The following is a 19,368-nucleotide window of genomic DNA, read 5'->3' on the forward strand; positions in this document are numbered from 1 at the left end:
AGCGCTCAGTAGGGACTTTTTTGTACAAAAAAATAGTAAAGGGGCAAGAGAAATGAGATATATTACAGCTGGAGAATCACATGGGCCGCAGTTAACAGTTATTTTAGAAGGTGTACCAGCAGGTTTAACATTAACAGCGGAACATATTAATAAAGAATTATTAAGAAGACAAAAAGGGCATGGGCGCGGAAGACGCATGCAAATTGAAACAGATACAGTTGAAATTGCAAGTGGTGTACGTCACGGAATGACACTTGGTTCACCAATTACGTTAATCGTAAAAAATGATGATTTCAAACATTGGACGAAAGTAATGGGTGCTGAACCAATTTCGGAGCAAGAAAGTAAAGAAATGAAACGTACTATAACGAAACCACGTCCAGGACATGCGGATTTAAACGGGGCAATTAAATACGGACATCGTGATATAAGAAACGTATTAGAGCGCTCTTCTGCAAGAGAAACGACAGTTCGTGTTGCTGCTGGTGCAGTTGCGAAACAAATTTTGAAAGAACTAGGTGTGGAAATTGCAGGGCATGTTCTTGAAATTGGTGGGGTACAAGCGAAGCGTATTTCAAACTTACCAATTGAAGAAATTCAAACGATAACTGAAAATTCACCAGTTCGATGTTTAGATAAAGAAGTAGAACAAGAGATGATGAATGCGATTGATGATGCGAAAAGTAGCGGAGATTCTATAGGCGGTATTGTCGAAGTCATTGCAGAAGGAATGCCAATTGGAGTTGGTAGCTACGTTCATTACGACCGCAAATTAGATGCAAAACTTGCCGGTGCTATTATGAGCGTGAATGCGTTTAAAGGTGCTGAAATCGGAATTGGTTTTGAAGCGGCAAGACAGCCGGGAAGTAAAGTGCACGATGAAATTTTATGGGATGAAGAAAAAGGATACACGAGAAATACGAATAATGCCGGCGGTTTAGAAGGCGGTATGACAACAGGAATGCCAATTGTCGTAAGAGGCGTAATGAAGCCAATTCCTACATTATATAAACCGTTAGCAAGCGTAGATATTGATACGAAAGAAGCATTCCAAGCGAGTATTGAGAGATCTGATAGCTGTGCAGTACCAGCAGCAGGTGTTGTAGCTGAAGCTGTCGTTGCATGGGAACTTGCCGGTGCACTAGTCGAGCAATTCGGAAAAGATCGCATGGAATTACTAAAACAAAATATTTCGCAACATAACAAATACGCAAAAGAATTTTAATGAAAAGGTGGATTTAACATGCGAGTAAAAGATCAACTATCATCATTACAACCGTATAAACCAGGTAAATCACCAGAGCAAATGAAAGAAGTATACGGGAATCATTCATTTGTTAAGTTAGCATCAAATGAAAATCCATTTGGCTGTTCACCTCGTGTTTTAGGAGAATTACAAAAATCGTGGCAGGAACATGCTTTATATCCTGATGGAGGTGCTGAAGTACTCCGTCAAACAATTGCAGAGAAATTACAAGTGCAAATGGAACAAGTGCTTTGTGGTAGTGGACTTGATGAAGTCATTCAAATTATAAGTCGTGCAGTGCTCTGTAAAGGAGATAATATCGTAACTGCTGGCGCGACATTCCCTCAGTACCGTCATCATGCAATTATTGAAGGCTGTGAAGTGAAAGAAATTGCTTTAAAGAACGGTGTATATGATCTAGATGAAATTTCTTCAGCAGTTGATGAACATACAAAAATCGTATGGATTTGTAATCCGAACAACCCGACAGGCACATATGTGAATGAGCGAAAATTGACTCAATTCATTGAAAGCATTAGTGAAAATACGTTAATTGTCATTGATGAAGCGTACTATGAATACGTAACAGCAAAAGATTTCCCTAAGACATTACCGCTTCTAGAAAAACATAACAACATTCTTGTACTTAGAACGTTTTCTAAAGCTTACGGATTAGCTTCTTTCCGCGTTGGTTATGCGATTGGACAGGAAGAGTTAATCGAGAAATTAAATGTCGTACGTTTGCCATTTAACGTATCTTCATTAGCGCAAAAAGCAGCGACGATTGCTTTTAACGATGAAGCGTTTATTGAAGAAATAGTTCGTGTTAATACAGAAGGATTACAACAATACGAAAGTTTTTGTACAGAAAATGAAATTCCATTTTATCCGTCGCAAACGAACTTTATCTTCTTGCCGGTAGATGATGCTGGGGAAATTTATGAAGCTTGTGCGCATGCAGGGTTTATTATTCGTCCGTTCCCAAATGGTGTCCGTATTACAATCGGAACTAGGGAACAAAATGAAGGAGTGATTTCAGTGTTAAAACAACACTTTGAAAATAAAAAAGGTAAGTCTCGAGATGAGGCAAATGTGTAAAAAGGTAGTATTAATCGGTACTGGATTAATAGGAGGCTCTCTTGCATTAGCGATTAAAAAAGAGCACGATGTAACGATTATCGGTTATGACATATTTAAAGAGCAAGTAGAGCGCGCAAAAGAATTACATGTAGTTGATGAAGTAGCAGTAGATTTACAGCGTGCATGTGAGGAGGCAAATTTAATTGTATTTGCCTCTCCAGTTGAAGAAACGAAAAAGTTGTTACACAAACTTGCATCATTTCATTTACGAGAAGATGTCATTGTTACCGATGTAGGAAGTACGAAAGGGACAATCATGAATGAAGCGGAAGCTTTATTAACAAAGAAAGTTTCATTTATCGGCGGTCATCCGATGGCAGGTTCTCACAAAACAGGAGTTGAAAGTGCAAAGGCACACCTTTTTGAAAACGCATTTTACATTTTAACGCCAATGAATCACGTGCAGGCGGATCAAGTAGACGAGCTAAAAGAATGGTTAAAAGGAACAGGCTCTCATTTTCTTGTATTAAATACAAAAGAACATGATTATATAACAGGAATAGTTAGTCATTTCCCACATTTAATTGCAGCAGGATTAGTAAAACAAGTTGAGAAACATGCTGGTGATAATCCGCTTATTCATCAGCTAGCGGCAGGCGGATTTAAAGATATAACACGTATTGCATCAAGTAGTCCGAAAATGTGGAGTGATATCGTAAAGCAAAATCGCGGGCATTTATTGGAACTATTAGAAGAATGGATTTCAGAAATGGAAGAGCTATATAAGACGGTTTCTAAAGGAGATGCAGGAGAAATACAAAGTTATTTTGCAGATGCGAAAGAATATCGTGACTCTTTACCAGTTCGAAAAAGAGGGGCGATTCCTGCCTATCACGACTTATACGTCGACGTTTTAGATAAAGTAGGGGCATTAGCCCATATCACAAGCATTCTAGCAGAAGAAGAAATTAGTATTACGAACTTGCAAATATTAGAAGCGCGAGAAGGATTGCTCGGAGTTTTACGAATTAGTTTCCAAAGAGAAGAGGATCGAACGCAGGCAAAAATTGCGCTCGGAAAAGAAGAATACCAAACGTATGAAACAATTTAACGAGGAGGGTGACAACGTGAAAGAAAAAACAGTACAAACTGTAAATAACGGATTGAATGGCACAATTACAATCCCTGGAGATAAATCAATTTCCCATCGCGCTGTCATGTTTGGCGCAATCGCGGAAGGTAAAACAACAATTAAAGGATTTCTTCCTGGTGCGGATTGTTTAAGTACTATTTCTTGTTTTAAAGAAATGGGAGTAGAGATTACACAAAATAGAGACGAAGTTACGGTAATTGGAACAGGATTAGAAGGTTTACAAGAGCCAAAAGCTGTATTAGATGTTGGTAATTCTGGTACAACGATTCGATTAATGTCAGGAATACTTGTAAACACACCATTCTTTTCTTGCGTGCAAGGTGATGCTTCAATTGCGAAGAGACCGATGCAACGTGTAACAAATCCACTAAAGCAAATGGGTGCAAAAATTGATGGCCGAAAAGAAGGAACGTTTACGCCGCTCACAATACGAGGCGGGAATTTAAAGGCGATTGAATATACTTCACCGGTAGCAAGTGCACAAGTGAAATCAGCTATTTTACTTGCAGGCCTTCGCGCAGAAGGTGTAACAGCTGTTACAGAACCTCACATTTCCCGCGATCATACAGAAAGAATGCTTGAGGCGTTTGGCGTTACAGTAACTCGCGTGGGGAAAACTGTAAAACTAGCTGGTGGACAAAAGCTAAAAGGAACAGACGTTCAAGTGCCAGGTGATGTATCATCAGCGGCATTTTTCTTAGTAGCAAGTGCAATTATTTCAAATAGTAAACTACTATTACAAAATGTAGGAATGAATCCGACTCGTACAGGTATTATTGATGTTCTTGAGAAAATGGGCGCTACGTTTACTGTAGAGCAGATTAACGAAGGAGCATCAGAACCTGCTGCAAATATTACAATTGAAACATCGCCGCTGAAAGGAATCGAAATCGGTGGAGATATCATTCCACGACTGATTGATGAAATCCCAATTATAGCTTTAGCGGCAACACAAGCAGATGGAATTACAGTCATTAAAGATGCACACGAGCTAAAAGTGAAAGAAACGAATCGTATCGATACAGTCGTTGCTGAACTAACGAAACTAGGAGCTCGTATTGAAGCGACCGACGACGGAATGATTATTTACGGTAAATGTAAGCTAAAAGGAAATACAGTACATAGTCACGGTGATCACCGCATTGGAATGATGCTTGCGATTGCCGGCTGTATAGCTGAAGGAGAAACAACGATTGAAGATGCAGAAGCAGTAGGTGTATCGTATCCTACATTTTTTGAAGAACTGCAAACGTTAGCTAAATAAAGTGATGAGAAGCAGATATGCAATGTATCTGCTTTTTTATGTTGGCTTTTTTCGTAAATAATGTTGCTTTATTGTGTAAGAATTTTATCCTTATTGATTTTATGAGATTTTTACGCATAATTGTAACTAAGGGAGAGGATTCTAAGTTGAGTAAACAGAATATTAGCACAACGGTTTCGGGGGATTTAATTGTTACCCATCTAATTGGCAAGATTAATACAGCTGATGTTTATGAATGGTTTCATGGCTTCGAGCAGGTTTGTCAGCAATTCATTTCCGAGGGGCGGAAATACAAATTGTTGGTGGATAGAAAAGGATACACGCCAGATCATTTTTCTGTTCAAAAAGCATGGAAAGATAAGTTCTTCAATGAAACCATTTTGAATCACAGTAAGGCAATTGCGTTTCTCCTTGAAGAAGGGGAGATAATGAATTATTTACAACAATCCAATACAAAAGAATCCGTAAAATTTTTCGATGATTATGAACAAGCATTAATTTGGTTGAATGAATATCCAATATAAAACCTTTATTGAACCAGTTTCTCTCAATCAACTGTTTTTTTTATGCCCGTAATGTTGCCGTTGTTATAAGTTTCATCACTTTCAATGGTACCTCTTAGCTTCGCAAACCCAAGAGAACGCAAGGCGTTTAATATTCTTATGCCGCCAATATAAAGCAGTTGAAAAGAGCATTTATGTTAGATTTTTTCTAAATCGATATCTTTTGTTGAAACATCCTCGTAATTTCACTTACCGAACTATAATAGTTTGAATTATGATATAATTCAAACGAGGAATGGAGGAGAAATATATGAACGTTATAAAATTAAAAGAAGATAAGTTTAGAGAAGCATTACGTTTATCAGAATATGCTTTTCAATATAAAGCAAATGAAGAATGGATAGAGCAGAAAATTGCAAGAATGAAGGAAAGCCATCAAATATACGGTATTATGGAAGGAGAAGAGTTAGCTGCAAAGTTGCACTTAATTCCTTTTCATATTTACATAGGAAAAGAAAAGTTTAAAATGGGCGGCGTTGCGGGGGTAGCGACGTATCCGGAATATAGAAGAAGTGGATATGTAAAAGAGTTACTTCAGCATTCACTGCAAACTATGAAAAGAGATGGATATAGTGTATCGATGTTACATCCATTTGCCGTTTCATTTTATCGTAAATACGGCTGGGAACTTTGTGCGAATCGAATCGTATGTCAGATGACAAAGAGCGATTTAATAATTAAAAAACAAGTGAATGGTACAGTGAAACGTTTTAGTAAAGATAATCATCCAGAAGAAGTAGAGAATCTATATGAAACATTTGCAGAACGATTTTCTGGTATGTTAGTTCGCGGACGTAAATGGTGGCTACAAGCGGTGTATCATGATTTAACATTGGCAGTTTACTATGATGAAAATAAAACGGCGGCTGGTTACATTTTATACAAAATAGAGAATTCTAAAATGAAAGTAGAAGAATTTGTCCCATTACATAATGAAGCAAGAATTGGTCTTTGGAACTTCATCTGCCAACATGATTCTATGATTAAAGATCTAGAAATGATACTAAGTGAGACAGAACCACTTCTTTACACATTACAAGAACCACGAGTAAAAGCAGAAGTAACTCCATATTTCATGGGAAGAATTGTAGATGTAGAACAGTTTTTCAAACAATATGAATGGAACTGGAACAACGAAGAGCAAGAAGTAATTTTACATATTACAGATTCATTTGCACCGTGGAATAACGTAACGGTTCAACTTAAAAATAATGAAATAACAATCGTTAAAGAAGAAACAGCAAAAGAAAATGGAATTCAAATCGATATTAATGCGTTATCTACTATTATGTTTGGTTACAAGCGACCGCTAGAATTAAATGAAATAGACTTAATAAGCGGTAGCGAAGAGGAGATACGTGCATTTGAGAATGTAGTGCCGGTGCGTAAGCCGTTTATTTATGATTTCTTTTAATTTTGTAAAGCTTTGTGCGGCATACTAATGTGTAAATAGCAATGTACTATAATTAAACATAATTAGTTATAGTACATTGCTGCTTTTAACGAAGCATTATGAATGTTAACCCCTTGACTTTTAATTCATGTAATTTATAATTATAAACGGAATGAATTTTCATTCCTGAAAATTGAGGTGAGAAAAATGGCTAAAAATAAGCAAGAGGATATTTTTGATGCTGCTATAAAACTTTTCGCAGAGCGTGGTTACGATGGTACGACAATTCCGATGATCGCTGAAAAAGCAAATGTCGGCGCTGGTACTATTTATCGCTATTTTGAAAATAAAGAGGCACTTGTTAACTCATTATTTTCAAAAAGCATGCTACAGCTATCTGAAACAATAAAAACTGATTTTCCTATTGAAGCAAATATTCGAGAACAGTTTAGTCATACGTATAACCGTTTATTTGAATTTGCGAGAAACAATGTGGATGCTTTTCTTTTTACAAATTCGCACTGTGATAGTTATTTTCTTGATGAACAGAGTAAGAAAATATTTGACGATTTTATAGGCTTCTTTATGAATATTATTGAAGATGGAATCGAAAAAGGTTTTCTTCGTCCATTGCCTATAATTGCTTTAATTATTATTGTATATCAACCACTTGAAAAATTAATAAAAGTAATAGCGACAGGGGAGTTAGAATACTCAAAAGAATTAGTAAAAGAATTGGAAGAAAGCTCTTGGAATGCTATTAGAATCATTTGATTCTATAGCTTTATAAGGACAGGAATGAACATTCATTCCGCAGGGAGTGATTTAATAGAATTGAAAAATAATTTAATAGGATAATAGGAATGAACGTTCATTCCGAAATGATATTTTCAAAAACAGGGAATGAATATTCATTCTCTATGCACCATGAAACTCTAATAACAGGAGATGATTCAAATGAGCAAGCTAAAAAGTTGGAGAAGTTTATCTTTTCTATTATGGATAGTTATTACTATTGCAATGATCGTAACGATGCCTAATATGGATCAGTTAGTGAAGGAAAAAGGGCAAATCACGATTCCTAATACAGAACAAAGCAGTATTGCTGACAAGATGATAAAGGAGATGGATAAAGAAGGGGCTGAAAAGTATGAAATTATAGCTGTCTTTAATAGTGGAAGTAAGAAGGCTTTAACAAATGAGCAAAAAGAGGAAATAACGAAAACGATCAATGCCCTGCAAAATGAAAAAGAGCAATTAGGAATTAAGGAAGTCGTTTCACATTTAGATAATAAAGAACTGCAGAAACAATTAGTTTCTAAAGATAATACGACTATTTTAACGCAAATATCGGTAGATAAAAAACATGGTAAAATGTCAAAAATTGCAAATAATCTTCATAAAAAAGTACAAACGAAAGGAGTTACAACGTACTTAACAGGAAGTGATTTAATAGCGGGTGATTTTCTTACATCCTCTCAAGAGGGCGTGAAAAAGACAGAAGTTATTTCGATCATTTTCATTCTTGTAGTATTAATCATTGTATTCCGTTCACCAGTTGTTCCGATTATTTCTCTTCTTACAGTTGGTGTTTCGTATTTAATTTCAATGGGGATTATTGCCCATCTTGTTGATCAATTTAATTTTCCGTTTTCAAACTTTACGCAAGTGTTTGTAGTTGTCGTCCTGTTTGGAGTAGGAACAGACTATAACATTTTATTATATACGAGATTTAAAGAAGAATTAAGTAAACAAGAAAATGCATATTTAGCTACGAAAGAAACGTTTAAATCGGCAGGTAAAACCGTTTTATATAGCGGGATAGCAGTACTAATTGGCTTTGCATCTCTTGCTTTAGCAAGTTTTAAATTATATCAATCTACTTCAGCGGTAGCAATTGGTGTCGCAGTACTACTACTCGTATTAACCACTTTAAATCCATTTTTCATGGTGCTTTTAGGAAAAGGAATGTTTTATCCAGTTAAAACATTTAAAGGTCATGAGGATAGTCGCTTATGGGGATTCTTTGCGAAAAATTCAGTAGCAAGACCATTTATCGCTTTAATTATCGTATTCGTGATATCGATTCCATTCGTATTAAAATATTCTAACACGCTTAATTACAATGATTTATTTGAAGTGGATAATAAATATGAATCAAAAATGGGGATTAACGTAATAGAAGAGCATTTTCCGCCTGGTTTTTCTTCACCAAGTACGTTAGTCATTCAATCGGATAAAAAGTTAGATGAGGCGAATTCTTTACAAACTTTAGATGAACTTACTGATAAAATCCCGAAAGTTAAAGGAGTCTCAGAAGTATATTCACCGACGCGTCCAACTGGAGATAAGATTAAAGAATTATATATAAATAAACAAGCCGGAGAATTGAATACAGGCTTAGGAGATGCAAATGGTGGCATAAAAGAAATTAATGAAGGATTAACTGATGCGAAAGATAAAATGGGTAGTAATGACTCAAATAGTCTTGCAAATGTTCAAAAGTTAATTGATGGAACAAATGAAGCGAAAAATGACGTATCAGCATTAGGGACAGCTTTAAATCAATTATCGAATGGAATAAACAATGGAGCACAAGGAGCGAAGCAAATAGAGGATGGGCTAGCATCATTAAACGGAAATATCAATGCCCTGTCAAATGCAACTTCGCAGCTTCATGCTGGTTATGCTCAGTTAGAAAAAGGTTTAAGTTCGTACGATCAATATTTCGGAAGTATTTCTCAAGCGATTGATGGTGCGAAAAAAGGATATGAACAAATTGAAACGTTAATGAACAATTTCATTCAAACAAAACCAGAATTAGCAAATGATCCTAATGTGCAGCAAACATTAGGAATTGCAAAAGGGGCTCAGAAGCAATTGAGTGGGCTTTCCAACGAATTAAATCAATTAGCGACGCAGCACAAAGCAGCGATGAGTTCATTTAAAGAAGCAAATCAATCATTATTAAAAGTAGATAATGGTTTAAAGGAAATGAACAATGGAGTAACGCAACTACAAAAAGGAGCTGCTGAATTGAAAAATGGATTGAACGAAGGAGCTACAGGTTCAAAACAAATTTCGAACAAATCGGCTGACTTACAATCTGGATTAACAAAAATAAACGATGGGCAAGGACAGTTATTAACTGGATTGAAAGATTTACAAGAAAAGATGGGGCAATTGCAATCAGGTTTATCTAAAAGTACAGAGGGTTTAGGAAAAGTAAGTAACGGTCTAGGTGACGCTCAAAAATATTTAGGAGAGCTAAATGAGTCGAAAAGCTCTGAGAAATTTTATATTCCGAAAGAAGTTTTAGAAGGAGAAGATTTCCAAAAAGCATTGAATACGTACATGTCACATGATAGAAAGACTGCTAAAATGACAATTATTTTAGACGTAAACCCGTATTCAAAAGAAGCGATGCCTATCATTCAAGAAATTAATAAAACGATAGATGGTACGTTAAAGGGAACAGAACTAAATGATGCGAAAAAAGCAATTGGCGGGACAACAGCTAGAAACGTTGATTTAAAAGAAGTAACCGGGCAAGATTTCCTACGTACTGCTACGATTATGTTATTAGGGATTTCGCTTGTATTAATCGTGATTACACGCTCATTCTTAAACTCAATCTTTATTATTGGGTCGTTAATTTTAGCGTACTTTGCATCACTTGGTATAAGTGAACAAATTAGTGCATATGTATTAAACGTAGAGTCATTAAGTTGGAATGTTCCATTCTTTAGCTTCATTATGATTGTCGCTTTAGGAGTGGATTATAGCATCTTCGTTATGATGCGATACAATGAGCTAGAAGGGGATTCAGTAACGAAAATTGTAAATGCATCTCGTCACATAGGAGGAGTCGTATTATCAGCGGCACTTATTTTAGGAGGGACATTTGCAGCGTTAATTCCTTCAGGAGTATTGACACTTATACAAGTAGCATCCGTTGTTGGCGTTGCTCTTTTACTATTAGCTTTAATTGTAATGCCGATATTGTTACCTGCTTTAATAGGATTGACGAGTAAATTGAAGAGTTATAAAGAGAAAATAATAAATACGAAATAAGAAAAACCTGTAGGGAATGTTTTCTCTACAGGTTTTTTGTATATAAAATATGAAATGAAAAAATGATTCAATGTATTACAGAATGAGAAGCGAATAGGGATATTAGAAAGAAGTCGATGATATACAAAAAATAGCTAGGGGAATGGATAAAAACTATTCGATTTCGTTGTAGAAAGCTAATCAACCGTTGCTATTCATCCAGCTTCTACTATATAATAGCTATAGTCTACAATAATTGAGTCGTAATATGCGATTTTTTAAGACAATCGGTGAGAAAACGCTGAAATAAGCGGTATTAGTAGGAGGACACAAATGATTACAGTAAGTAACGTTAGTTTGCGTTTCGCAGATCGCAAATTATTTGAAGATGTTAACATAAAATTCACGCCAGGTAATTGCTACGGTTTAATTGGAGCAAACGGTGCTGGTAAATCAACATTTCTAAAGATTTTATCTGGAGAAATTGACCAATCAACGGGTGACATACATATTACGCCAGGTGAGCGTCTAGCAGTATTAAAACAGAATCACTTCGAATATGAAGAATTCCCTGCACTAGAAACAGTAATGATGGGTCACACACGTCTTTATAAAGTAATGCAAGAGAAAAATGCAATTTACATGAAAGAAGACTTTAGTGATGAAGATGGCATGCGTGCTGCAGAACTTGAAGGTGAGTTCGCTGAGCTAAACGGTTGGGAAGCTGAGTCAGAAGCTGCAATCCTTCTAAAAGGGTTAGGTATTGGTGAAGATATTCATGATAAAAAGATGTCTGAATTAACAGGGGCAGAGAAAGTAAAAGTATTACTTGCTCAAGCTTTATTCGGTCAACCTGACATTCTATTACTAGATGAGCCTACCAACCATTTGGACTTAAAAGCGATTCAATGGTTAGAAAACTTCTTAATGAACTTTGAAAATACAGTTATCGTTGTATCCCATGACCGTCACTTCTTAAATAAAGTATGTACGCACATGGCTGACCTTGATTTCGGTAAAATTCAATTATACGTTGGTAACTATGACTTCTGGTACGAATCAAGCCAATTAGCATTAAAACTAACGCAAGATTCTAACAAGAAAAAAGAAGAAAAAGTAAAAGAGTTACAAAACTTTATTGCACGCTTTAGCTCAAATGCATCTAAAGCGAAACAGGCAACTTCTCGTAAAAAATTGTTAGATAAAATTACATTAGATGATATTAGACCATCATCACGTCGTTATCCGTTCGTTGGTTTCACACCAGAACGTGAAGTAGGAAATGACCTATTAACAGTTGAAGGTATTTCGAAAACGATTGATGGCGAAAAAATATTAGATAATGTGAACTTCACTTTAAATAAAGGTGATAAAGTTGCATTTATCGGACGTAACGATATTGCGATGACAACATTATTTAAAATTCTTATGGGTGAAATGGAGCCAGATAGCGGTTCATTCAAATGGGGTGTAACAACATCTCAAGCTCATTTCCCAAGAGATAACTCTGAGTACTTCGAGAACAGTGATTACACTTTAATTGATTGGTTACGTCAGTTCTCTCCACAAGATGAGTCAGAAAGTTTCTTACGTGGTTTCTTAGGCCGTATGCTATTCTCTGGTGAAGAAGTAAAGAAAAATGTTTCTGTTTTATCTGGAGGAGAAAAGGTTCGTTGTATGTTATCTAAAATGATGTTAAGCGGTGCAAACGTATTAACACTTGATGATCCGACGAACCATTTAGACCTTGAGTCTATTACAGCATTAAACAACGGTTTAATCACATTTAAAGGAACATTACTATTCACTTCTCATGACCATCAGTTCGTACAAACAATTGCAAACCGTATTATCGAAGTAACGCCAAACGGTGTAGTTGATAAGGTAGCAACGTATGATGAGTTCTTAGAAAGTCAAGAACTTCAAAAACAAGTTGATGCAATGTACAAAGGTCAATAATAAATGATTAAAACCCTCGCTTTCTTTTATGAGAGCGGGGGTTTTTTAAGTAAACAAATATTCGTTTTAATATAAAGTGGGGGGAGGATTAAAATGAATAATTATTCAAAAATAACATTAGCGATGGTAAGAAATTTTTGAAGCGTGGATAAACCCTGAAATGATGAAGAAATGGTTTTTTACATTGGAAGGGACGGATAAAGTAACGGGAAATACTCCTGAAGTAGGAGGGAGTTGGGAAACTATTGACCATCGTGGCGGAAAAAATCATCGAGTAATTGGGGAATATATCGAAATGAATCGTCCTAAAAAAATTAGTATTTATATTAAAAACGCCGCAGTTTAGTGAATTGTTAGATAAAATCACAGTTGAAATAAAAGAGAAACAACAAGGATTTAAAATGATATTTTCACAAAATATAATCGTTGCTCATGAAGAAGATTGGACAAAATATGATGTTGAAAAAGCTTTAAAGGGGTGTCATGATGGCTCTGAGCATGGTTGGAATGTAATATTCATGGGACTGAAAGAATTGGTTAAAAGAAGAGGGGATAGCTACAAAGGATGATAAACGGTAGTCGAAAAAGTGTAGTTTGAGCAAATTGCCCAAACTACACTTTTTATTTTATGAAATTGGGTAGTTTACATGAATGTACCAAAATTGGAGATAGGTTAGTTTGCAAATGAGGAAATAAAGGATTATAGTTTGTGGAGTCATAATTAGTGGATGAGCCCCTGGGAGAAAACAGGAAATGTTACAAATGTGTTTTGTTAAATAGAAACCAAGGTCAAAATGTTTAAAAAGAAATAGTTGAATAAATAAAAGCTACAAATTATAATTACTAATATTCTTCATATAGTTAAACAAATAAAATCTATTTGAAGAAGAAAAATTGAATAGAGAGACAGACTTATATAAAATAAGCCTTGGATGATCAAAAGAGGTGGAGAGATGCAACAATTTTTATTGAAGAGTAAACGAGTATTAAGTAATCATTTTGGATTTTTCGTATTTGCTGTTATTTTACTTTGGTTAAAAACATATGCCGCATATGTGACAGAATTTAATTTAGGGATATCGAACACAATCCAAAAGTTCTTACTGTTTTTCAACCCGTTAAGCTCAGCAGTTCTATTTTTAGGGCTCGCATTATTCGCAAAAGGGAAACGAGCTTACATTTGGTTAATTATTATTAATTTGCTAATGTCTATACTTTTATACGCAAACGTAGTATATTATCGCTTTTTCAGCGACTTTATTACGTTCCCGACATTAACACAAACGAATAACTTTGGAGATTTAGGTGGTAGTATTTTTGCATTGCTACACTTATATGATCCACTATATTTCTTAGATACAATCATTTTAATTGTTTTAGTAGCAACGAAATTTGTAAATCCTAAACCAATTCGTGTTGCGAAGCATAAATTATCTCTAGTATTTGTAGCAGGTATTTTATTCTTTAGCGTTAACTTAGGTCTGGCAGAATCTGACCGTCCTGAGTTATTAACTAGAACATTTGACCGCAATTATATCGTGAAATATTTAGGGGCGTACAACTTTACGATTTATGATGGTATTCAAAGTGCGAAAGCATCAACAGAACGAGCATTAGCGGATGGAGATAATATGACAGAAGTTAGAAACTATCTTACATCAACTTATGCAAGTCCAAATCCTGAGTATTTCGGTAAAGGAAAAGGAATGAACGTAATTTATATTCATTTAGAGTCATTCCAAAATTTTTTAATTGATTATAAATTAAATGGGCAAGAAGTTACACCGTTCTTAAACTCATTTACAAAAGATGCGAATACGTTATACTTTGATAACTTCTTCCATCAAACAGGACAGGGTAAAACATCTGATGCGGAGTTCATGTTAGAGAACTCAATGTTTGGATTACCACAAGGATCTGTTTTTACAAATAAAGCTCATAACACGTATCAATCAGCACCAGCTATTTTAGGTCAACAAGGATACACATCAGCAGTGTTCCACGGTAACTATAAAACGTTCTGGAACCGTGATGATATTTATAAATCATTTGGTTTTAATAAATTCTTTGATGCGTCTTACTATGATATGAACGAAAAAGATGTAGTAAACTATGGCTTAAAAGATAAACCGTTCTTTAATGAATCAATTCCGTTATTACAAACGTTGAAGCAACCGTTCTATACGAAGTTCATTACGTTATCGAACCATTTCCCTTATCCGATTGATAAAGCGGAAGCAACGATTGAACCAGCTAAAACAGGTGATTCATCAGTAGATACGTACTTCCAAACAGCACGCTATTTAGATGAATCTGTAAAAGGATTCATTGATTACTTGAAACAATCTGGTCTATACGATAACTCAATTATCGTTATGTACGGTGATCATTACGGTATTTCAGATAATCATAGTGCAGCAATGTCTCAAATAATGGGTAAAGAAATGAACGCATTTGAAAATGCTCAATTACAACGTGTACCATTAATCATTCGCGTACCAGGAATGGAAGGCGGCGTACAACATCAATACGGCGGAGAAATTGACGTTCTTCCAACGTTATTACACTTACTAGGTACAGATACGAAAAATTATGTCCAATTCGGATCAGATTTATTATCACCAGAGCATAAACAAGTCGTTCCGTTCCGTAACGGTAACTACGTAAGCCCAACAGTTACTGCACTTAACGGCAAATACTATGATACAGCGACTGGGAAACCAGTAGAATTTACAGATGAAATAAAACAAAATGAACAAATGGTTCAAAAATCACTAAAATACTCCGACCAAGTTGTTAACGGTGACTTATTACGATTCTACACACCAGAAGGATTTACACCGGTAGAACCTTCTAAATATAACTATAACAATCGTGATAAAGATAAAACGAAGGTGAAGACGACTGAAGACGGGGAAACGAAATAAATAATAAAAAATCCTACTCGTATAGAAAACGAGTAGGATTTTTTGTTTTAAGATTTACTTTCGGATTTTTGGAGTGCTACTTTTTTAGGCATAAAACACGCTATAATCAAAGCTACAAAGGATAAGACTAACATAAATACGTAGGCATCACTTGAGCTGAAGATAGAAGCTAATTTCGTTACTTGCATAGCTGATATGCTTCCGTTCTCACTAGATAACTGTGAAGTATGTGAAGTGGATTGAATTGTATACACAGTGATAATGACTGCTGTTCCTATAGCACCTGCTAATTGACGTACGGTATTATTCACTGCAGAACCATGTGAACCCAGTTCTCTTGGTAAAGCGTTTAAACCTGCTGTATTTAAAGGCATCGAAATGAAACTTAGTCCAATGCGTAGAATAATGGTACGAACCATTAAATACATATAAGTGGTGGATTCGGTCAAATCAATTACACCCCACATCGATATAATGATACATATTAAACCTATAATAAAGAGTGGTTTTGCCCCATATTTATCAAACATTTTACCCGTGATAGGTGATAAGAATGCATTAATTACAGCTCCAGGTAATAGAAGTAAACCTGATTCAAAAGCAGTAAAACCTCGTCCGTTTTGCAAGTAAATCGGTAAAAGAATTAAATCAGCATACATAATCATCGTAATGAGTATGTTAATGACTGATGTAAGAGTGAAAATTTTATACTTAAATACGGATAAATTTAATAGTGGATCGCTAGACTTTATTTGACGTAAACAGAATAGAGTTGTAACAATTATTCCGATGATAATTGTAGTAATAACAACTGGATGATCCCATCCTTTACTTCCTGCACTACTAAATCCGAATATAATACAACCAAAGCCAATCGTTGATAAAATGACACTTACGATATCTAATTTTGCTTTTGTTGTCTCAGCAACATTCATTAAATATTTTAGCGCGAGAATAATAACGATTAATACAAATGGAGCGAATCCAATAAATAACCATCTCCATGATACATATCCAATAATAAAGCCAGATAATGTTGGAGCGATGGCTGGCGCAAAAATTATGGCAAAACCGATGGTTCCCATAATACTGCCACGTTTTTCACTAGGGTATAAATATAAAATAACTGTCATCATTAGTGGCATAATAATTCCTGCTCCAACTGCTTGAATCATTCTTCCTGTTAACAAAATGCCAAAATTCATGGCGCATGCACAAAGAACAGTCCCGATAAACAAAGAGAGCATCGAGCTAATAAACAGCTGCCTTGTTGTAAATCGTTTCATTAAAAATGCAGTAATTGGCACTAGAACGCCATTTATGAGCATAAAGCCTGTTGATAGCCATTGTACGGTTGCAGCTGTAACATCAAATACTTCCATTAAATTACTCATCGCTACATTTAATAGCGTCTGATTTAATGTTGATAAAAAAAAACCGGAAATGAGCACAATTAATATAATTTTTTTATTTCTTTCTGATATTTCCTTTTGCATTGGTAAACTCCTTCATTGTTGTCTTGATTTATCGACATTGTGTCGATAAAATTAATGGTAACAAAATAAATTTTCTTTGACCATGAACAGTTTTGTTGAAAATGTTCACTACTCGACATAGAAGGTATGCACTGTCGAGTAAGTAAAGAGAAAATCTATAAAGGAGTTTCAAAATGTCTACACCTAAAAAAGAAGATCCTCGTACAGTTCGTTCAAGAGAAATGTTTAAAAATGCTGTTTTTTCTCTCCTATGTGAGAATCCTAGTATTTCAAGTTTAACGGTTCAGAAAGTCGCAACAAAAGCAGGATTAAACCGAACAACCTTTTACTTACATTATCAAGATATTCAAGATTTACTAGACCAAATCACGAATGAGATTTCAAATGAACTTTCAAATAAAATAGCTGATTTAATACATGCAAAAGATTTATCAGAAAAACAAAAGCTAGCACAATTACTTGATTATTTATATATCCATCGAAATTATTTATTTATATTATTTAAAATGAATCAATTTGAGGAGCAATTATTTTTATTTTTAAAAGAGTTAATAGAAACGAGAAGAGAGAATACGAAAAAGGATTTACCAGACGATTATGTTGCAGTTGATATTAAAACAGCTTCATTAGTAGGTATTATCATGTGGTGGATAAGGAATGGACTTCACTTTAGTTCAGATTATATTGCAAATCAAATTTATTTTATGTATAAAGGGTAATAAATGCAAACAATTTATCCGTATTAAAAAAAGATTAAAATAACCTAGTATAATTTAAAGTATCGGGATTAATAAAAATTTATAAAACAAAAGATCCAGAGATAGAAGGGGGATATGCATGAATTTTCAAAATGAAAAAATATCATTACATTTAGAGGTTGTAAATTACCAATATGCAGATGCAAAAGACGAGTGTGATAGAAATTGGTTAAGAGTAAAAGCGAAACTATCAGAAGAAAATAAAGTTTTTGAAACGATGGATCCTTTTTTACAAACATACGATTTACAGTACATGATAAAATGGTTTGAATCTTTACCAAACCCTAAATATAACGAACTAGATTTCATAGAACCAAATTTAGCGTTTGAATTTATGGGGGGAAAAGCAGGGGAGTTTAACATTGTTATTCGCTTATCGCTGGAACTTAACCCCACATGGTGTAAGGAAGAAGAATACGAATTTTCTATCGGTATAACTCAAGAGGATAGGGAGAATATTATTCGTTCTATTGAAGAGCAACAAAGGAAATTCCCAAAACGATAAAAAAAGACTTGATAACCTACAAGAGGGAATCAAGTCTTTTTATTACATACGATTATCATGCCAGAAGTTTAATGGGAAGTGTTCGTTCTCATTATAGGCTTCTAATTCATATCCTCTTTCTTTCAGCCCTTTAATAATACCAGGTACTGCTTTAACTGATTGTGGATGAATATCATGCATTAGAATAACTTCTGTTGGGTTTGTAGCACCATGTAGAACGTTTTCTACGATTTTAGCAGATGCAGCGTCTACTTGCATTTTGTTGTATTTCCAGTCTAATGAATCAATTGTCCAATCCCAAACTTTTAAACCATTTTCAACAACTTTGTTGCGAAGAGCTTCATTTAACCCTGGCATTGAGCCGTAAGATGGACGAGTTAATACTGGAGATTTTCCTAGAACGCCAGCGATTAAGCCTTGGTCTTCTTTCATTTCATCAACGTAATGACCTTCTGTGTAAAGTTTCTTGTAGTTATGAGTCATACTGTGCATCCCAACATAGTGGCCTTCAGCATCTTCACGTTTTACAAGATCAGGGAAAGCTTTTACGTTTGAACCAATTAGGAAGAATGTTGCTTTTGCATTTTCACTCTTTAACATATCTAAAAGCTCAGCTGTGTATTTTCCAGGACCATCGTCAAATGTTAAGTAAGCGACTTTTCTAACTTGCCCGTTATAGTGCTTTGGAGCTTCTTTCGGAGCAAGGGACGTTTGAATTTCACTTACAAGTTGAACAGATTTCGCTTCATCCTCTGTACTTGCTAGAGCGATATGTGTTGATCCGTAAGCAGCTTCGTATGTAAATAATACCCCAGCGCAAATCAACAGAGCCCTTTTCACTAAAGTTGTCATCCGAATTCCATTGTGCATAATTTTCCTACTCTCTATAAAAGTTCTACTCTACTATATTAGCAATTTTAGAGGGGGAAATGCAAAAAAACTTTTTTACAAGCGCAAAAAAGTTTGTTAAA

General features: G+C 35.0%; 16 protein-coding genes and 1 pseudogene. 14 read left to right on the plus strand and 3 right to left on the minus strand.

Going from position 1 to position 19,368, the window contains the following annotated elements; genetic code table 11:
- Nucleotides 1-52: 52 nt before the first annotated feature.
- From aroC to B5P40_RS23375, 5 genes are read left to right on the plus strand one after another with little or no spacing between them, the layout of a single operon-like run.
- Nucleotides 53-1,225, plus strand: a complete 1,173-nt coding sequence (aroC, locus tag B5P40_RS23355) for a chorismate synthase (protein ID WP_002013434.1) — start codon at nt 53-55, stop codon at nt 1,223-1,225.
- Between the two features lie 18 nt (nt 1,226-1,243).
- On the plus strand, nt 1,244-2,344 hold the full coding sequence (gene hisC, locus B5P40_RS23360) for a histidinol-phosphate transaminase (protein ID WP_113709986.1): 1,101 nt from the start codon (nt 1,244-1,246) through the stop codon (nt 2,342-2,344).
- Nucleotides 2,337-3,437, plus strand: coding sequence for a prephenate dehydrogenase (gene tyrA / locus B5P40_RS23365; RefSeq protein WP_002084896.1), 1,101 nt, complete (start codon nt 2,337-2,339; stop codon nt 3,435-3,437). The genes hisC and tyrA overlap by 8 nt, the downstream gene beginning before the upstream one ends.
- Before the next feature lie 16 nt (nt 3,438-3,453).
- Nucleotides 3,454-4,743, plus strand: coding sequence for a 3-phosphoshikimate 1-carboxyvinyltransferase (aroA, locus tag B5P40_RS23370; RefSeq protein ID WP_113709987.1), 1,290 nt, complete (start codon nt 3,454-3,456; stop codon nt 4,741-4,743).
- A 17-nt stretch (nt 4,744-4,760) separates the two neighbouring features.
- Nucleotides 4,761-5,267: a SpoIIAA family protein gene (locus tag B5P40_RS23375; protein WP_113709988.1), complete on the plus strand. Its 507-nt coding sequence runs from the start codon at nt 4,761-4,763 to the stop codon at nt 5,265-5,267.
- Between the two features lie 44 nt (nt 5,268-5,311).
- Here the strand turns inward: B5P40_RS23375 and B5P40_RS34430 are convergent.
- Nucleotides 5,312-5,429 (minus strand): annotated as a pseudogene (locus B5P40_RS34430) (IS1595 family transposase); the annotation flags it as partial.
- Nucleotides 5,430-5,556: 127 nt separating this feature from the next.
- Here B5P40_RS34430 and B5P40_RS23380 point away from each other — a divergent pair.
- From B5P40_RS23380 to ltaS, 7 genes are all read left to right on the plus strand, one after another.
- The gene (locus tag B5P40_RS23380) at nt 5,557-6,720 is read left to right on the plus strand and encodes a GNAT family N-acetyltransferase (protein ID WP_113709989.1); all 1,164 of its coding nucleotides are present in this window, start codon (nt 5,557-5,559) and stop codon (nt 6,718-6,720) included.
- Between the two features lie 186 nt (nt 6,721-6,906).
- Nucleotides 6,907-7,473, plus strand: a complete 567-nt coding sequence (locus B5P40_RS23385) for a TetR/AcrR family transcriptional regulator (protein WP_113709990.1) — start codon at nt 6,907-6,909, stop codon at nt 7,471-7,473.
- 183 nt (nt 7,474-7,656) lie between these two features.
- Nucleotides 7,657-10,773, plus strand: a complete 3,117-nt coding sequence (locus B5P40_RS23395; protein WP_113709991.1) for an MMPL family transporter — start codon at nt 7,657-7,659, stop codon at nt 10,771-10,773.
- A 312-nt stretch (nt 10,774-11,085) separates the two neighbouring features.
- Nucleotides 11,086-12,711 carry an ABC-F family ATP-binding cassette domain-containing protein gene (locus B5P40_RS23400; RefSeq protein ID WP_002032778.1) on the plus strand — a complete coding sequence of 542 codons (1,626 nt, stop codon included), beginning with the start codon at nt 11,086-11,088 and terminating at the stop codon, nt 12,709-12,711.
- A gap of 160 nt (nt 12,712-12,871) precedes the next feature.
- Complete coding sequence (locus B5P40_RS23405; protein WP_113709992.1) at nt 12,872-13,057, plus strand: SRPBCC family protein; 186 nt, start codon at nt 12,872-12,874, stop codon at nt 13,055-13,057.
- 4 nt (nt 13,058-13,061) lie between these two features.
- Complete coding sequence (locus B5P40_RS23410) at nt 13,062-13,280, plus strand: ATPase (protein ID WP_242473726.1); 219 nt, start codon at nt 13,062-13,064, stop codon at nt 13,278-13,280.
- A 384-nt stretch (nt 13,281-13,664) separates the two neighbouring features.
- The gene (gene ltaS, locus B5P40_RS23415; RefSeq protein ID WP_078206849.1) at nt 13,665-15,638 is read left to right on the plus strand and encodes a lipoteichoic acid synthase; all 1,974 of its coding nucleotides are present in this window, start codon (nt 13,665-13,667) and stop codon (nt 15,636-15,638) included.
- A 47-nt stretch (nt 15,639-15,685) separates the two neighbouring features.
- On the opposite strand, the gene B5P40_RS23420 is transcribed toward ltaS, so the two are convergent.
- Entirely contained in the window at nt 15,686-17,134 is a 1,449-nt protein-coding gene (locus tag B5P40_RS23420; protein WP_113709993.1) for a DHA2 family efflux MFS transporter permease subunit, read from the minus strand.
- Nucleotides 17,135-17,307: 173 nt separating this feature from the next.
- On the opposite strand from B5P40_RS23420, the gene B5P40_RS23425 reads away from it, so the two are divergent.
- Both B5P40_RS23425 and B5P40_RS23430 read left to right on the plus strand, forming a co-directional pair.
- Entirely contained in the window at nt 17,308-17,853 is a 546-nt protein-coding gene (locus B5P40_RS23425) for a TetR/AcrR family transcriptional regulator (protein WP_113709994.1), read from the plus strand.
- Between the two features lie 118 nt (nt 17,854-17,971).
- The gene (locus B5P40_RS23430) at nt 17,972-18,397 is read left to right on the plus strand and encodes a WapI family immunity protein (RefSeq protein WP_002127848.1); all 426 of its coding nucleotides are present in this window, start codon (nt 17,972-17,974) and stop codon (nt 18,395-18,397) included.
- Nucleotides 18,398-18,439: 42 nt separating this feature from the next.
- On the opposite strand, the gene B5P40_RS23435 is transcribed toward B5P40_RS23430, so the two are convergent.
- On the minus strand, nt 18,440-19,267 hold the full coding sequence (locus tag B5P40_RS23435; protein WP_002127847.1) for a peptidoglycan-N-acetylglucosamine deacetylase: 828 nt from the start codon (nt 19,265-19,267) through the stop codon (nt 18,440-18,442).
- Nucleotides 19,268-19,368: the final 101 nt, after the last annotated feature.

Origin of the sequence: Bacillus sp. SRB_8, assembly GCF_003264205.1 — a bacterium.
In the GTDB taxonomy this organism is placed as follows: Bacteria; Bacillota; Bacilli; order Bacillales; family Bacillaceae_G; genus Bacillus_A; species Bacillus_A mycoides.